This window comes from Bradyrhizobium sp. NC92, from assembly GCF_025200865.1.
Classification (GTDB): domain Bacteria; phylum Pseudomonadota; class Alphaproteobacteria; order Rhizobiales; family Xanthobacteraceae; genus Bradyrhizobium.
Genome location: NZ_CP104171.1, coordinates 6,405,906 through 6,420,038 on the forward strand (window position 1 = coordinate 6,405,906; position 14,133 = coordinate 6,420,038).

Here is a 14,133-nt window from a genome sequence, read left to right on the forward strand (position 1 = left end):
TCGGGCTACCGGATCTGGTTGACGAGGTCGGTGCCGCGAACGACGATGTGTTCGCCTTCGTTGACACCGGCGGCCACGATGACGCGGGCTGCGTCCACCGGCACCACGCGAACCGGCCGGGGCTCGAAGCGCTCGGGCCCGGTGTGCAGCCAGACGATATTCTCGCCGTTGCCGCTTCGAACGACGGCATTGCGCGGCACGATCAGGCCGGACGCGGGCGCTCCGGTCTGGACCATCACATTCAACGGCTGACCGATGTTGAGACCTGCTGGTGGCTCCGGAATGGCGAACTGAACCACGGACGCATGCTGGCGCAGCGCCCGGCTCTTCCGACGAAGCTCAGCGCGATCTGCTGCCCATTTGCGGCCATTGCCGTTGCGGCTTCGGGCTGCTTCAAGCCTATTTCGTCATAGGCGAGTGCCTCGACCCAAAGGCTGCGAGGGTCTGCGATCTGAAACAGGACGTCTTGCGGCTGTATGACCTGGCCCGGCGCGACCCTGGATGACGTGATGATGCCGTCGGTCGATGCCCGCAGCTCCTCGAACCCGGTGCGGGAATTGCGAACGGCTTCGCGGCGTGCCCGCAGGCCCTCTAATTCGCTTTCGAGGTCATTTACCTGGCCTTGCGGCACCGCGCCGCGTTCGGCCAGCGGCCGGAGACGCCGCAGCTTGTTCTCCGTGATTGCCATCAGCTGCTCGATTTCGCCGATCTTCTCGAGGATCGTCGTGCGATCGGCGATTGGCAGATGCGGCTCGATCCGAATGAGCAGATCGCCCTTGCGGACGGTTTGCCCGATGCGAGGGATGCCGTCATCGCCCGGAACCACGCGGCCCCCGTAGATGCTCTGCACGATGCTGCTGCGGTTGGGGTCGGCCATGACGCGGCCGATCAGGGTGACGGCGGGATGAATCGTCTGCGGCTCGGCTGCAGCGGTCCGTACCTCGAGCAGACGCTGCGTCGGCTTGGCCGCGAAGACGGTGCCGTCTTGCAGGCGCCGCGGGGCATCGCTCAATGCGGGAGCATCCGGCGGATTTGGTTGCGTTGCATTCGTCCGGCCCTCGCCGAACATGATGGCCGCGAGAATGACGAAGACCCCTGCCATCACGGCGGACATGGAGGCGGCCATGCCGCGGCCACGCCGCTTCCAATAGGCGAAGAGAAGGCCGAACCCCAAGGCGACGAGCATGGAGGCCGCGATGGCCGCTCGGTTCGAGAGCAGCCAGCCGTGCTCGTGCTTCTGCGCCGCGGGCCGAACCTCTGCACGCGGCGTGAACGAGTCGACCAGCAGATCATTTCCCCTGCCGGCGCTGATCGAGAAGATCACCTCGACCGATCCGGGCGGTATGCCGTTCGGAATCGGGGCGGTGTAAACGCCATCCTCCCGGCTTGATGCGTCGATCGGGTCGGAATCGCCGATCGTGACTTGCAAGGCGGCGTCCGAAACCGGCTCGTTCGTCACTGCATCATCAACGAAGATCGACAGCTTGCCGTCTTTCAGGATGCCGACGACTTCGTAGAGCTCGGAGCGCGCGGCAATTCTTGGATATGCCGAGGACACGACCGGCGTCTTCTCGGCGTCGCCGTGATCGTGCCCTTCATGGGCAAAGGCCCCCGAGACACCCAAGAACAGGCTTGCCAACCAGACAGCGCCGGCCAGCCCAAGACTTGTGAGCCGCCCTTTCGGGCAGCGCTGATTCATGAACATCGAAAGATCCTTCAGACATGCGAAAAGGCGGCGGCCGAAACGCCGCCGGGACTACGCGATGCTGAAGGTACTTGGTGGCCGGACGAGTCCCTCGGGGCGCACCCCGACAATGGCCCGCGCGAGCGGCAGGTCCATGGCGCCGAGCGCTTCGAAGGCGCTGGGCAGGTGAACGACCTGCGCTGAGGCGATCGAGGTGCCAAACATGTCCCAGGCCACGCCTGGAGCGCCGTCGTCGTCGTGATCCGGCCCGTCATGGACGTGGCCTTCGGCGTCGTCACCGGCGTGGGAATGCACGTGGCCTGCCAGCTGATCGTGGAAATGCAGGGAACCGCTGAGCATGACGGACGGCATCGGCATGTCGCCGACAGCCGCCTTCACCTGCGAGACCGAAATCAGGGAGACCTGAAGCACGAACGCAGATATCGCCACGAACATGGCCGTTCTGGCGAGTTGACGAAGATGGTGGAGGACACCGTGCAGCACGTCGAAAAACTAGGTCATGCCGACCGCGAATTCAAGGCGACGTTCCGCGCGGACGCATCGCGTGGGAGGTGGTCCAGACACCCTCCTCGCTCGCTCGACGAGCTGCCGACGCCCGACATCCGGCAGCCCGCCTGCCTCACTTGAAGTGAAATGCTTCACAAGCCGCAATCCGGGATTGCGGTAGCCTCGTGCCACGGGGCGTGGTGAGTTGGAGGCGACAATGAAGCAGGACCTTCCGGACCAAGCAGCGCGCACGCAGGCCGCAAGCGAGCCGGGCTTTTGGCAGAGAATTCAATCCTGGGACAGCCGCCTCTCGGTCACCAAGGGACTGACGGCCGTGACCCTGCTGACCGGCTTCCTGGGCGGATATTTCCAGTATCTGAATTCCTATGAGCAGAAGGTCGGCGAGCAGGCCAAGGCGGACATGCAGAAGGCGACAGACACCTTCCTCGAGATCTCCAATGCCTTCGCCGACGTGCAGATCCAGCAGGAGACCATGCTGCGCGAGCAGTTCGGCTCGCTGAAGGCGCAGGCAACCCCCGCTTTCATCCCGGTGGACTCCAAGACATTCGACTCGTTCTCGGACTATTGGAAGGCGCGCACGTCGCTGCGGCGGAACGGCGCCATCTTCGCGCGCAAGGCGGAGATCTACATCGACTGGCCCAGCGATCTCGGGCGCGATCCGGCCGCGGAGCACACGCTGGACCAGGATCCCCTGACGGCAACGCTGCTCACCAAGTATAATTTCGATTGCGATTCAGAAGCCAATCTCCCCCAGTTCAGAGGCGCGATCTACAATGGCGCCGATCCCGGACGCCCCAGCGACGAATTGTGCAACGACCCGACGGCCAATGGGCTGAAGTCCTATGTCAACCTCTGTGCCAGGCGGGCGGATGGCGAGATCGATGCGTTGCAGAAGGTCGTGACCATCAACTGGTGGAGCGCCAAGCACCACGTCCTGGTGATGCACCATTGCTTCGAGGTGCTCCGCGGCGGGCCGAATGCGTTGCAAGCTCCGGCCTCCGGCAACGACGGCCCCAATGATCGCAAGCTCGATAAGCCGCGCGACAGCAACGAGCACAGGCTGCAGCTTCAGGCCCGCCGGCTGGACGCGTTCATGACGCTGACCATGGCGCAGCTGGACCGCATCAGGGTGCGATACCGTCCCACCGGCTTCTTCTGCCATGTTCCTTTCGCGCGCGATGCCATCGGCTATTTCAGCAACCAGTGCCTGCCGAACCAGCCGGCTACGAGCGAGCGCAGCTGAGGCGTACCGCGAGGACACCGGCGGATACTTTTCGGCACCGGCAGCCGGCGTGATCGGCCTGTCATGACGGCCTGTTAGCGTCGGCCCTGTCGATCAACCCGAAAGGACAATCCATGGATCTGAAGGCCGGCGATGTCGTGATGCTGAAATCCGGCGGTCAGCCGCTGACCGTCGCGGAGGTGAAGGACAACGAGGTGCTGTGCCTGTGGATGGGCATGGAAGGCGACCTGTTCCGCGAGACGCTGCCGCTCGCCGTGCTCGTGCAGGTGGAAGAGGACGACGAGGACGACGAAGACGAAGATGATGACGAGGAGTAGGCACTTCTCGGACCGCATTCTCGTGAGAGCCGCGCTCTTGCCCTGACGACGGGCGCGGGTTGATCAGACGAGGATACGAGGCGCCGCCGTGGCTTTGTCTCCCGAATTCGGTGTCCCCGTCGGTTCGATCAAGAGGATGTGCACTTCCCCATGCGCCACCGGCCGGTGCTCAACGCCCTTCGGCACGACAAAGACCTCCCCGGGGTTGAGGGTGACCGTGCGATCCCGCAGCTCGATGTCGAGCGTCCCACTAAGCACGAGAAAGAAGTCGTCCGTGTCCTCGTGCTTGTGCCAATGAAATGGCCCCTCGAGCTTGGCCACCATGATGTCGTTGTCGTTATAGGTCGCGACGGTGCGCGGGGAGAAGCGATCGGTGAACGTTGCGAGCTTCTCGGCGAGATTTGCGGGGGCTTTCATCGCGTTTCCTCAGGTGACGACTTCCAGCCCGAATATGGTGACGGGCTGCCCTCCTGGAAGGGATAGCACGACCCTGTTTGGGAACACGAGACTGCGACGTGGCGGAATGTGGTTCTACGCGACCCGCGCGTAGAATGGGAGAGCTCTTACGAAACTCATCAGGGATGCTGCTCGCCGCACCGGCGGTGCGTGAATGATGACCAGGATCGAGGCGATGGGTTTCGCAAGGGCGAAACCCATCCTCCGAGCTGATGTCGGCCGGATCAGAACCGATAGTTGATGCCGGCCTTGGCTGTATGAAGCTCAACCTCGGTGTCCGTGAAGGACGCCCCGGGGAACGCAAGAGCATTGCCGTTCGACTTTCCGAGATTGATGTAGATGTACTCGGCCTTGAGCGTCCAGCGCGGGTCGAAAGCCCATTCAAGGCCGCCACCCGCGGAGAAACCCACCTGGACCTCCGACGAGGACGCGCTTCGCGTCAGGGCCGGGAAGAAGCCGTTGAAATTCGCAATATTCGGCGTGGCGAGATTGGAGGTGAAGATGCTGTTCTTGACGTGGCCCCAGGCGAAGCCACCGGTACCGTAGATCAAGAGATTGTTCGCCGCGAATCCGAGACGTCCGCGGACCGTGCCGAAGACATCGATTTCCTGCCTGAGATTGAATACGCCGGTGAAGGCGCCATTGTCGCCGCCGATCGTTCCAGTGACGCTGAAGGGGCGGCTCGCCGTCTCCTTGATGGCTGCGCCGCTGACATCCGCCTCCAGACCGTACACAAACGTGCCGGACTGCCAGTTGTAGCCGATTTGGCCGCCGCCGAATCCACCCTTGGGACTCACATCCAGGGAGAACGGCCCAGTGCCACCGGTGACGACATAGCCGGGGACCGTCCCGGTTGCGAGCGCGCCCGGATCGAAGGTCGCGGTCGGATCGCTCCAGCCATAACCGCCATGCACGCCGGCATAAAAACCGGTCCAGCTGAATGCGACCGGCGCGGGCGGCGCCTTGGTGTAAGCCCTGCCGAGATCGGCCGCGACGGCGCCCTGGGACAGACACAGAGCCGAGACCAGAAGGGCAGCAGAGACGATGGACTTCATAACTTCCCTCAACGTTGTGCGCGTGACAAGGCGGCGCCTTGCCGCGTGAGCACTCGTCAAACCGCCGATGACCGGCCGTCCGCTTGAGCCGAGTTATAGAGGTGATCTTGCATTGCGGCTGTAGCATCGGGAACACAGCGTAGCGCGCGAAGTTCGCCTGACGCGACGCAGCTGAGATTGTCGCGTCGTCAATTGCTCCTTAGACGCCAAGAACGCCATTTCAGCCGGCGTCGTCTAGGCCATGAGCTGCCTCGCCGCCGCCGCGATCATCACCAGTCCCCCGGTGATCACGGCGGCATCGAGGATCGCGGTGTGAATATGCACCGGCATCCGTTCGACGAAGGCCTTTGCGAGGAACGCGCCGGGCACGGCCATGCCGCCGATCAGCAGCGCCAAGGCGAGCACTTGCGCGGTGACGGCGCCGGCGAGGCCGAACACCGAGATCTTGATGAGGCCGGTGCCGAGCGAGATCATCGCATCGGTCGCGATCACGGCGGCGCCTTCGAGCCCTGCGGCCATCAACAGCGAGAGCAGGATCACGCCGGAGCCCGAGGTGCCGCCGACCAGGACGCCGTAGCCGACCGAGCCGGCGGCAAGGCCGGCGTCGCCGATCTTCACTGCGCGGCGGCGGAGCACGCGGCGCAGCGGCACGCTCAGGATCAGCATGGTGCCGATCACGAGCGCGGCGCCGGCATTGGTGAGGCGGGTGTAGCCATAGGCGCCGAGTGCGGTGGTCAGCGCGGCGCAGGCCAGCACGATCAGCACGCGGCGGCGGTCGGCATAGCGGACATAGGCAAGCGCGCGGCTCGCATTGGTCAGCATCGCGGAGATCGCGATGATCGGCACGACGGGCTCGGCACCGACCATCGGCACCAGCACCAAGGGCATCAGCGCGCCGGTGCCGTAGCCGGCGAGACCGCCGATGATCGAAGCAAACAACGCCATCGCTGCGACCAGCAGAAGCTGCAGAAGCGAGATATCGGCGAAGCCTGAGACGATGGTCAATCTTTCTGGTCGCGCGTGACGCGGGCGACAGCTTGATCGGCGATGGCAGCGAGTGCGGCTTGCTCTAATGGGAAATCCGCCGCGAGCCAAGCGTCCTCGGCGAGCGTCAACACATGTCCGAGCGCGGGTCCTTCGGCGAGACCGCGCGCAATGAAGTCGGCGGCCTTCAGCGGAAATTTCGGCGCAGTCCAGCGCTGCGGCAACTCGGCGAGCGCGCGCCAGCGCGGCGACTGCACGTCAGCGGCAGCGCGGGCCCAGCCCAGCAATACGCGATCGTGATAGCGCTCGGGCCCGAGCCGGTACAGCAAGCGCCGTGCCTTGGCTTCGTCCTTGGTGGCGAAGCGCCACCAGCGGTGCCCCATCGAATCCAGCGCCTTGGCCTCGGCATTGGAGAGCCGCAGGCGCAAGGCGAGGCGCTTGGCGTCTTCGGTGACGGCGACCGAGAGCGCGGCGAGGCGCCGCGTGCTGCTGGGGCTGAGGCCGAGCTCGCGCTCGATCGCGATCATCGCCTCCAGGGGGCCCGTATAGACGACGCCGCCGATCAGCGTTTGCAGCAATCCGCCCTCGGCCATGGCGAGCGCCGCCGCGGAGGCGCCGCCGGCCAGCAGCAGCTTGAGCATCTCCATGCGCACCCGCTCGGCCGACAGGTTCGCCAGGCCCGCGCGTCCCCGGATGCAGGCGAGATAGCCGTCGCGGTCGGGCTCGCCGGCGCCGAAGGCGGCGTGGATGCGGAAGAAGCGCAGAATGCGCAGATAATCCTCGGCGATGCGCTGGTCGGGATCGCCGATGAAGCGCACGCGCCGCGCTTTGGCGTCGTTGATGCCACCGACATAATCGTAGACGACGCCGCGCGCATCGACCGACAGGCCGTTCATGGTGAAGTCGCGCCGCTCGGCATCCTTCGCCCAGTCGCGGCCGAACGCGACCTTGGCCTTGCGGCCGAAGGTCTCGGTGTCCTCGCGCAGCGTCGTGACTTCATAGGGGTGGGCGTCGATCACCAGCGTGACGGTGCCGTGGTCGATGCCGGTCGGCACGCTCTTGATGCCGGCAGCCTTGGCACGCCGTAGCACTTCGTCCGGCAGCGCCGTGGTCGCGATGTCGATGTCGCCAGGCGCAAGACCGAGCAGCGCGTTGCGCACGGCGCCGCCGACCACCCGCGCCTCCTCGCCATCGGTGCCGAGCAGCGCCAGGACGCGCGCGGTCCCGCCTGCGGTCAGCCAGGGCGCATCGGCGAGTAAAGGCTCCGCGCTCATGGGCCGGCCCTTATTTTTCCACGCCCGGCACGAGCTTGCCGTTCTCGATATGGGCGGGGACGTAGGTCGAATCCGGCGGCGCGCCGGAGAAATGCGCAAGCCCGATCAGGCCGGCGATGACCAGCACGATCGCCGCCAGCGCAAGGCGCGCGACGATCGCGACCGGCCAGGACGAACGCGCGAACAGGCCGGAGCGCGTGGCGGCGAGGAACAGCGCATAGACGGCAAACGGGATGAGGAAGATTCCGATCTCGGTCAGAACCGTCCGGATCATGATGAATAGATCCGCTCATACAGCACACGCAGCATTCCGGCCGTCGCACCCCAGATGTAGCGTTCCGCGAACGGCATCGCGTAATAGGACCGCGGCGTGCCGCGGAATTCCTTGCTGTGCACCTGGTGGTTCACCGGATTCATCAGGAAGGATAGCGGCACCTCGAACGCATCATCAACCTCGGAATGGTTGATGCTGAGCGAAAAGCCCGGTCTGACCTTCGCGACCGTCGGCAGGATGCGGAAGCCGAAGGCGGTGCCGTAGAGATCGAGATAGCCGAGCGGCTCGACGAAGTCGCGTGACAGCCCGACCTCCTCTTCGGCCTCGCGCAGCGCCGCATCCAGGGGCGAGGCATCGGTGGCGTCGATCTTGCCGCCGGGAAAGGCGATCTGGCCGGCATGGTCGTTGAGATGCGCCGAGCGCTGCGTCAGCAGGATAGTGGGCTCGGGATGGTCGACCACCGCGATCAGGACCGCTGCCGGGCGCACCGGCTGCTCGCGCGCGATGATCTCGAGCATCTTGTCGGTGCCGGGATCGCCCGAGGCAGGGATGATGTTGGGATCATAGAGGCCGGGCGGCACGTCGAAGCCGAGCCTCGCCCGGGAGCGGGCGAAGAAATCCGCAGCGCCAAGCGCGACGGGCTCGTTCGTCAGGATAAGGTTGTTCAAGTTCAAAGCGCCGCCCTCACCTGCTCTGCGTCGGCCATGGCGAAGAATTCGCCGGCCGACTCGACACCGAACATCGGCTGGCCATCGACCATCCGCTCCTCGCCCATGTCAACCAGATCGTAATAGAGCGCGCGCGTGACCTTGGCCCAGAGGTCGGCGCGAACATGCAAGTAGGGCGTCAGTCCGCCGTCCGCCGCCTGCTCGAAGCGCAGCCTGTGCGCGGCATCGCAGGTGACCCAGTCGTCGACATTGGTGCGGAAGCGCAGCACGCGATGGCTGTCCTCGCCGTCCTTCTGCATCTCGACCGCCATGAATGGCGCATCATCGACGCGGATGCCGACCTTCTCCACCGGCGTGACCAGGAAATGCTTGTCGCCCTCGCGCTTGAGAATGGTCGAGAACAGGCGGACGAGGGCGTGACGTCCGATTGGCGTCCCCAGATAGAACCAAGTACCATCGGAGGCGATTCGGATGTCGAGATCGCCGCAAAACGGCGGATTCCACAGATGCACCGGAGGGAGGCCCTTTTTGGCGCCTTCGGCATTGGCAGCGCTTTTGGCGGCGGCAGTCAGCCCTTCAAGACCGCGATCGGCGCTCTGCCCTTGGTTCGCCATGGTTTGCCCTGACTTTGTCATTTGGCACGATTGGTGCAGGTCTACGTTGTCGATTGGCGCTCGGTTCCACCCGGATTAGTCCGGTGTGGAGGTCGCCACTTCGTGATGCCGTACATACCCCGAAGCCGATAAGGTGGGGATAGGTTAATTCAACGAATACATGGCCTTCCTGCAAGTCTAGCATGGGGCCCATGATCTGGCGTGATGATCTGGCGTGATGACCTGACGCGACAGGCTCACGATGCAAGCAAGCCGCGCGGCAGGCTGAAGGAGCAAGCGAATGGCGGAGAGTGTCGAGAAACTCGAGGACGGGATCGTCCGTTCGGCCGAGCAGGTGTCGAGCCAGGTTCGCGCGGCCAAGGACGCGATCGCCTCCGTCATCTTCGGTCAGGATCGCGTGATCGAGAACACGCTGGTCACCATCCTCTCCGGTGGCCATGCGCTCCTGATCGGCGTGCCGGGCCTTGCCAAGACCAAGCTGGTGGAGACGCTCGGCGTCACGCTCGGTCTCGACGCCAAGCGCATCCAGTTCACGCCCGATCTGATGCCCTCGGACATTCTCGGCGCCGAAGTGCTGGACGAGAGCACTGCGGGAAGGCGCGCCTTCCGCTTCATTGCCGGTCCCGTGTTCGCGCAGCTCCTGATGGCCGACGAGATCAACCGCGCGAGCCCGCGCACGCAATCGGCGCTGCTGCAGGCGATGCAGGAGCAGCACATCACCGTCGCCGGTGCGCGCCATGATCTGCCGAAACCTTTCCACGTGCTCGCGACGCAAAACCCGCTGGAGCAGGAAGGCACCTATCCGCTGCCCGAGGCGCAGCTCGACCGCTTCCTGATGGAGATCGACGTCGACTATCCCGACCGCGATGCCGAGCGCCGCATCCTGTTCGAGACCACGGGCGCGGAAGAGACGCTGGCCAAGGGCGCGATGACGCCCGATGCGCTGATCACCGCGCAGCGCCTGATCCGGCGCCTGCCGGTCGGCGATTCCGTGGTGGAGGCGATCCTGTCGCTGGTGCGCTCGGCCCGCCCGGGTCCGGACGCCGGCGAAGCCGGCAAGTTCATTGCCTGGGGTCCCGGCCCGCGCGCCAGCCAATCGCTGATGCTGGCGGTGCGCGCGCGTGCGCTGATCGACGGGCGCCTCGCGCCCTCGATCGACGACGTGCTCGACCTTGCCGAGCCCGTGCTGAAGCACCGCATGGCGCTGACGTTCCAGGCGCGCGCCGAAGGCCGCACGATTCCGGACGTGATCCGGCAATTGAAGACACGGATCGGTTGATGGCAGCAGAGAACGGGCGGGCAGCGAAGGAGATACTGGCGATCCGACGTGCCGATGGCGAAAGCCGCACGCTCGCCGCTTCGTTGCCACGCCTGGTGCTCGAGGCCCGCCGCATCGCCGCCAACGTCATCCACGGCCTGCATGGACGGCGCCGCGCCGGCTCCGGCGAAAATTTCTGGCAGTACCGCCGCTTCGTCTCGGGCGAACCGGCACAGAACGTCGACTGGCGCCGCTCGGCGCGCGACGACCATCTCTACGTGCGCGAATTGGAATGGGAAGCCTCGCACACGGTCTGGATCTGGCCGGACCGCTCGCCCTCGATGGCGTTCGCCTCCAAGACCGCGCGCGAGTCCAAGCTCGAGCGGACGCTGATCGTCGCCTTCGCGCTGGCCGAGTTGCTCGTCGCCGGCGGCGAGCGCGTCGGCATTCCCGGACTGATGGCACCGACCGCCAGCCGCAGCGTCATCGACAAGATGGCGCAGGCGATGCTGCATGACGATGCCGACCGCCTCAGCCTGCCGCCGTCCTTCGTTCCGGCCGCGCTGGCCGAGATCATCGTGCTGTCGGATTTCTGGTCGCCGATCTCCGAGATCAGGACGACGCTCGCCGGCCTCTCCGGCTCGGGCGCCCACGGCACGATGGTGCAGGTGGTCGATCCCGCCGAGGAATCGTTTCCCTATTCCGGCCGCGTCGAGTTCGTCGAGCCGGAAGGTTTTGGCGTGATCACCGCCGGCCGCGCCGAGAGCTGGGCGCAGGACTACACCGCGCGTCTCGCGCTGCACCGCGACCAGATCCGCGCCGAGACGGGCAAGCTCGACTGGCTGTTCACGACGCACGCCACCGACCGCTCCGCCGCCGAGCTCTTGCTGTTCCTGCATGCCGGCATGCAGGTGAGCAAGTCGGGCGCACGCACCACGACGATCAAGGCGGGGCCGGCCGCATGATGGGATTGCCGCTCGCCTTCACGCAACCGCTGCTCCTGATCGGGCTCGTCAGCCTGCCCGTGCTGTGGTGGCTGCTGCGCGTGATGCCGCCGCGGCCGCGCCGCATCGAGTTTCCACCGACGCGGCTGTTGTTCGACATCACGCCGCGGGAAGAGACGCCCTCGCGGACGCCGTGGTGGCTGACCGCGCTCCGCCTGCTCGCCGCCGCGCTGGTGATCTTCGCCGCCGCCGGCCCGATCTGGAATCCGCAAACGGGTCTCGCCGGCAGCAAGGCGCCGCTGATGATCATGTTCGACGACGGCTGGAGCGCCGCATCGCACTGGGACGTCAGGATCAGGACCGCCGACGAGCTGATCGCCAATGCCGACAATGACGGCCGTGGCATCGCGCTGGTGCCGCTCTCGGAGCCGAACCGCGACATCACCCTGATGCCGGCAGGGGCGGCGCGCGTCGCGCTGCGGCAGCTCGCGCCAAAGCCCTATTCGATCGACCGCGTCGAGACGCTGGCCGCGGTCGACCGTTTCCTCAAGGTCACCGGCGACTGCGAGATCGCCTGGCTCTCCGACGGCGTCGACACCGGCCGCGGCGAGGACTTCGTGGCCGGCCTCGGCAAGACCATCGGCGACCGCAGCCTGACCGTGTTCGAAGGCGGCGCCTCCTCGCCGCTGGCCCTGGTCGCCGCGGAGAACGCCGCGGCGAAGATGACGGTGAAGGTGCTGCGCACCGATGGCGGGATTGCGGTCGGCACGGTGCGCGCGCTGGACCAGAAGGCATCCCCGATCGGCGAAGCGCGCTATTCGTTCGGTCCGCAGGACAAGGAAACCGAAGCGGCGTTCGACCTGCCGGTCGAGCTGCGCAACGACATCACGCGGCTCGAGATCTCCGGCGAGCGCTCGGCCGGCGCGGTGCAGCTGCTCGACAAGCGCTGGCGCCGCCGCGCCATCGGCATCGTCTCGGGCGCGACCAGCGAGACCGCGCAGCCGCTGCTGGCGCCGACCTTCTATCTCACCCGCGCGCTGGCGCCGTTCGCCGACGTCAGACTCGCCGACAAGGGCTCGCCGCAGCAGGGCATCACGCAGTTTCTGGACCAGAAGCTGCCGATGATCATCCTCGCCGATGTCGGCACCATCGCCCCCGAGCTGCGCGAACGCCTCAATGCCTGGGTCGACCAGGGCGGCGTGCTGGTGCGGTTCGCTGGGCCCCGGCTGGCACAGGCGGAGGACGACCTCGTGCCGGTCAAGCTGCGCAAGGGCGGCCGCACGCTCGGCGGCAGCCTGACCTGGGAGAAGCCGCAGCATCTCGCCTCTTTCGCGGGCGACGGCCCGTTTGCCGGCGTCGCGGTCCCCAAGGACGTCACCGTGAGCCGCCAGGTGCTGGCCGAGCCCGACGCCGTGCTCGCCACCAAGAGCTGGGCCTCGCTGGAAGACGGTACGCCGCTCGTCACCGGCGAGCATCGCGGCAAGGGCCTCGTCAGCCTGTTCCACGTCAGCGCCGACATGCGCTGGTCGGATCTGCCGATGTCGGGCACCTTCGTCGAAATGCTGCGGCGGGTCGTCGACATGTCCGGCTATACGGCGAAGCCCGGCGCCGGCGTTGCCAGCGAAGCGACCACTGAGACGGTGGCGCCGCTGCACATCCTCGACGGATTTGGCGCGTTCGGTCCGCCGCCCGCGACTGCCAAGCCGCTGCCTGCGGACTATCGCGACCGCGCCACATCAGATCATCCGCCCGGCTTCTACGGTCCGGCAGAAGGACCGCTCGCCGTGAACACGCTTGCCAGCGCCGACCGCATCGCCGCACTGAACACCGCGAGCCTGCGCGCCCGGCACGCCACCTACACCAATGCCGAGCCGCGCGATTTGCGCGGCTGGCTGCTGTCGACGGCGCTCGCGCTGTTCCTGATCGACGCCATCATCGTCGCGGTGCTCGGCGGCGGGATTGCCGCGCTGCTGCGCCGTCGCGCTGCGCCCGCGACGATCGTGCTCGCCCTGCTCGCGGGATTCGCGGCGCTCTCGCCGGCGCCGTCGCGCGCCGACGGCGTGACGGACGAGTTCGCGATGAAGTCGGTGTCGCAGACCCGCCTCGCCTATGTCGTGACAGGGAATGCCGACGTCGATTCCATCGTCAAGGCCGGGATGAACGGGCTGACGCTGTTCCTGGCCCAGCGCACTGCGCTCGAGGCCGGCGATCCCGTCGGCGTCGATCCCGCGCGCGACGAGCTCGCCTTCTTCCCGCTGATCTACTGGCCGATCGTGCCGGGCGCGCCGAAGCCGCCACAGGACGCCATCAACAGGATCGACGCCTACATGAAGCAGGGCGGCACCGTGCTGTTCGACACCCGCGACGCGATCGAGGCGCCGCCCGGCGCGAACGGCGCGGCGCAGACGCCGGCCATGCAGACGCTGCGCGAGATCCTGTCCTCGCTCGATGTGCCCGAGCTCGAGCCGGTGCCGCGCGAGCACGTGCTGACCAAGACCTTCTACCTGCTGCGCGACTTCCCGGGCCGCTTCACGGCCGGCCAGACCTGGGTCGAGACGTTGCCGCGCGAAGAGGACGATGAGAGCGCGCAGCGGCCGGCGCGCGGCGGCGACGGCGTCTCGCCGATCATCATCACCTCGAACGACCTGGCCGGCGCCTGGGCGGTGCGGCCCGACGGACAGGCCATGCTGCCGGTGACCGGCGGCGACCCCCGCCAGCGCGAATTCGCCTACCGCGCCGGCGCCAACATCGTGATGTACACGCTGACCGGCAACTACAAGGCCGACCAGGTGCACGCGCCGGCGCTGATCGAACGGCTGGGGCAATAGGATCGA

Annotated in this window: 15 protein-coding genes; 5 read left to right on the forward strand and 10 right to left on the reverse strand. The window is 66.5% G+C overall.

Annotation, left to right across the window (positions count from 1 at the left end; translation table 11 throughout):
* Positions 1 to 5: 5 nt before the first annotated feature.
* From N2602_RS30140 to N2602_RS30150, 3 genes are read right to left on the reverse strand one after another with little or no spacing between them, the layout of a single operon-like run.
* Positions 6 to 236 carry a hypothetical protein gene (locus N2602_RS30140; RefSeq protein WP_260380335.1) on the reverse strand — a complete coding sequence of 77 codons (231 nt, stop codon included), beginning with the start codon at positions 234 to 236 and terminating at the stop codon, positions 6 to 8.
* Positions 237 to 241: 5 nt separating this feature from the next.
* The gene (locus N2602_RS30145) at positions 242 to 1,705 is read right to left on the reverse strand and encodes an efflux RND transporter periplasmic adaptor subunit (protein WP_260380336.1); all 1,464 of its coding nucleotides are present in this window, start codon (positions 1,703 to 1,705) and stop codon (positions 242 to 244) included.
* A 51-nt stretch (positions 1,706 to 1,756) separates the two neighbouring features.
* Complete coding sequence (locus N2602_RS30150; RefSeq protein ID WP_260380337.1) at positions 1,757 to 2,140, reverse strand: hypothetical protein; 384 nt, start codon at positions 2,138 to 2,140, stop codon at positions 1,757 to 1,759.
* Positions 2,141 to 2,408: 268 nt separating this feature from the next.
* Between N2602_RS30150 and N2602_RS30155 the strand changes: the two genes are divergently transcribed.
* Both N2602_RS30155 and N2602_RS30160 read left to right on the forward strand, forming a co-directional pair.
* Positions 2,409 to 3,455 carry a hypothetical protein gene (locus N2602_RS30155; protein WP_172785907.1) on the forward strand — a complete coding sequence of 349 codons (1,047 nt, stop codon included), beginning with the start codon at positions 2,409 to 2,411 and terminating at the stop codon, positions 3,453 to 3,455.
* Between the two features lie 113 nt (positions 3,456 to 3,568).
* Positions 3,569 to 3,772 carry a YodC family protein gene (locus N2602_RS30160; RefSeq protein WP_172785906.1) on the forward strand — a complete coding sequence of 68 codons (204 nt, stop codon included), beginning with the start codon at positions 3,569 to 3,571 and terminating at the stop codon, positions 3,770 to 3,772.
* A 63-nt stretch (positions 3,773 to 3,835) separates the two neighbouring features.
* Here the strand turns inward: N2602_RS30160 and N2602_RS30165 are convergent, their stop codons facing one another.
* The 7 genes from N2602_RS30165 to N2602_RS30195 all read right to left on the reverse strand — a co-directional run bounded on the left by N2602_RS30165 (position 3,836) and on the right by N2602_RS30195 (position 9,097).
* Complete coding sequence (locus N2602_RS30165; RefSeq protein WP_025038166.1) at positions 3,836 to 4,189, reverse strand: cupin domain-containing protein; 354 nt, start codon at positions 4,187 to 4,189, stop codon at positions 3,836 to 3,838.
* A gap of 263 nt (positions 4,190 to 4,452) precedes the next feature.
* On the reverse strand, positions 4,453 to 5,283 hold the full coding sequence (locus tag N2602_RS30170) for an outer membrane protein (protein ID WP_260380338.1): 831 nt from the start codon (positions 5,281 to 5,283) through the stop codon (positions 4,453 to 4,455).
* Between the two features lie 234 nt (positions 5,284 to 5,517).
* Positions 5,518 to 6,288 (reverse strand): sulfite exporter TauE/SafE family protein, encoded by a 771-nt coding sequence (locus tag N2602_RS30175; protein ID WP_260380339.1) that lies wholly within the window; start codon positions 6,286 to 6,288, stop codon positions 5,518 to 5,520.
* Positions 6,285 to 7,541, reverse strand: a complete 1,257-nt coding sequence (locus tag N2602_RS30180; RefSeq protein ID WP_260380340.1) for a CCA tRNA nucleotidyltransferase — start codon at positions 7,539 to 7,541, stop codon at positions 6,285 to 6,287. The genes N2602_RS30175 and N2602_RS30180 overlap by 4 nt, the downstream gene beginning before the upstream one ends.
* Positions 7,542 to 7,551: 10 nt before the next feature.
* Entirely contained in the window at positions 7,552 to 7,815 is a 264-nt protein-coding gene (locus tag N2602_RS30185; protein ID WP_172785901.1) for a DUF6111 family protein, read from the reverse strand.
* Positions 7,812 to 8,483: a CoA pyrophosphatase gene (locus N2602_RS30190; RefSeq protein WP_212259048.1), complete on the reverse strand. Its 672-nt coding sequence runs from the start codon at positions 8,481 to 8,483 to the stop codon at positions 7,812 to 7,814. Before N2602_RS30190 ends, N2602_RS30185 begins: the two co-directional genes overlap by 4 nt.
* A gap of 2 nt (positions 8,484 to 8,485) precedes the next feature.
* Entirely contained in the window at positions 8,486 to 9,097 is a 612-nt protein-coding gene (locus N2602_RS30195) for a DUF1285 domain-containing protein (protein ID WP_260380341.1), read from the reverse strand.
* 280 nt (positions 9,098 to 9,377) lie between these two features.
* Here N2602_RS30195 and N2602_RS30200 point away from each other — a divergent pair, with 280 nt between their 5' ends.
* The 3 genes from N2602_RS30200 to N2602_RS30210 are packed head-to-tail and all read left to right on the forward strand — an operon-like array spanning position 9,378 to position 14,127.
* On the forward strand, positions 9,378 to 10,376 hold the full coding sequence (locus N2602_RS30200; protein WP_025038173.1) for a MoxR family ATPase: 999 nt from the start codon (positions 9,378 to 9,380) through the stop codon (positions 10,374 to 10,376).
* A complete protein-coding gene (locus tag N2602_RS30205) occupies positions 10,376 to 11,320 on the forward strand; it encodes a DUF58 domain-containing protein (RefSeq protein WP_172785897.1) in 945 nt (314 codons plus the stop codon). The genes N2602_RS30200 and N2602_RS30205 overlap by 1 nt, the downstream gene beginning before the upstream one ends.
* Positions 11,317 to 14,127 (forward strand): DUF4159 domain-containing protein, encoded by a 2,811-nt coding sequence (locus N2602_RS30210; RefSeq protein ID WP_260380342.1) that lies wholly within the window; start codon positions 11,317 to 11,319, stop codon positions 14,125 to 14,127. Before N2602_RS30205 ends, N2602_RS30210 begins: the two co-directional genes overlap by 4 nt.
* Positions 14,128 to 14,133: the final 6 nt, after the last annotated feature.

Excerpts from the sequence above, each read along its gene's own strand:
- N2602_RS30140 (WP_260380335.1), bottom strand. The coding sequence starts at position 236 with ATGGTCCAGACCGGAGCGCCCGCGTCCGGCCTGATCGTGCCGCGCAAT.
- N2602_RS30170 (WP_260380338.1), bottom strand. The coding sequence starts at position 5,283 with ATGAAGTCCATCGTCTCTGCTGCCCTTCTGGTCTCGGCTCTGTGTCTG.
- N2602_RS30180 (WP_260380340.1), bottom strand. The coding sequence starts at position 7,541 with ATGAGCGCGGAGCCTTTACTCGCCGATGCGCCCTGGCTGACCGCAGGC.
- N2602_RS30185 (WP_172785901.1), bottom strand. The coding sequence starts at position 7,815 with ATGATCCGGACGGTTCTGACCGAGATCGGAATCTTCCTCATCCCGTTT.
- N2602_RS30145 (WP_260380336.1), bottom strand. The coding sequence starts at position 1,705 with ATGTTCATGAATCAGCGCTGCCCGAAAGGGCGGCTCACAAGTCTTGGG.
- N2602_RS30200 (WP_025038173.1), top strand. The coding sequence starts at position 9,378 with ATGGCGGAGAGTGTCGAGAAACTCGAGGACGGGATCGTCCGTTCGGCC.
- N2602_RS30195 (WP_260380341.1), bottom strand. The coding sequence starts at position 9,097 with ATGGCGAACCAAGGGCAGAGCGCCGATCGCGGTCTTGAAGGGCTGACT.
- N2602_RS30160 (WP_172785906.1), top strand. The coding sequence starts at position 3,569 with ATGGATCTGAAGGCCGGCGATGTCGTGATGCTGAAATCCGGCGGTCAG.
- N2602_RS30155 (WP_172785907.1), top strand. The coding sequence starts at position 2,409 with ATGAAGCAGGACCTTCCGGACCAAGCAGCGCGCACGCAGGCCGCAAGC.
- N2602_RS30205 (WP_172785897.1), top strand. The coding sequence starts at position 10,376 with ATGGCAGCAGAGAACGGGCGGGCAGCGAAGGAGATACTGGCGATCCGA.
- N2602_RS30210 (WP_260380342.1), top strand. The coding sequence starts at position 11,317 with ATGATGGGATTGCCGCTCGCCTTCACGCAACCGCTGCTCCTGATCGGG.
- N2602_RS30165 (WP_025038166.1), bottom strand. The coding sequence starts at position 4,189 with ATGAAAGCCCCCGCAAATCTCGCCGAGAAGCTCGCAACGTTCACCGAT.
- N2602_RS30150 (WP_260380337.1), bottom strand. The coding sequence starts at position 2,140 with ATGTTCGTGGCGATATCTGCGTTCGTGCTTCAGGTCTCCCTGATTTCG.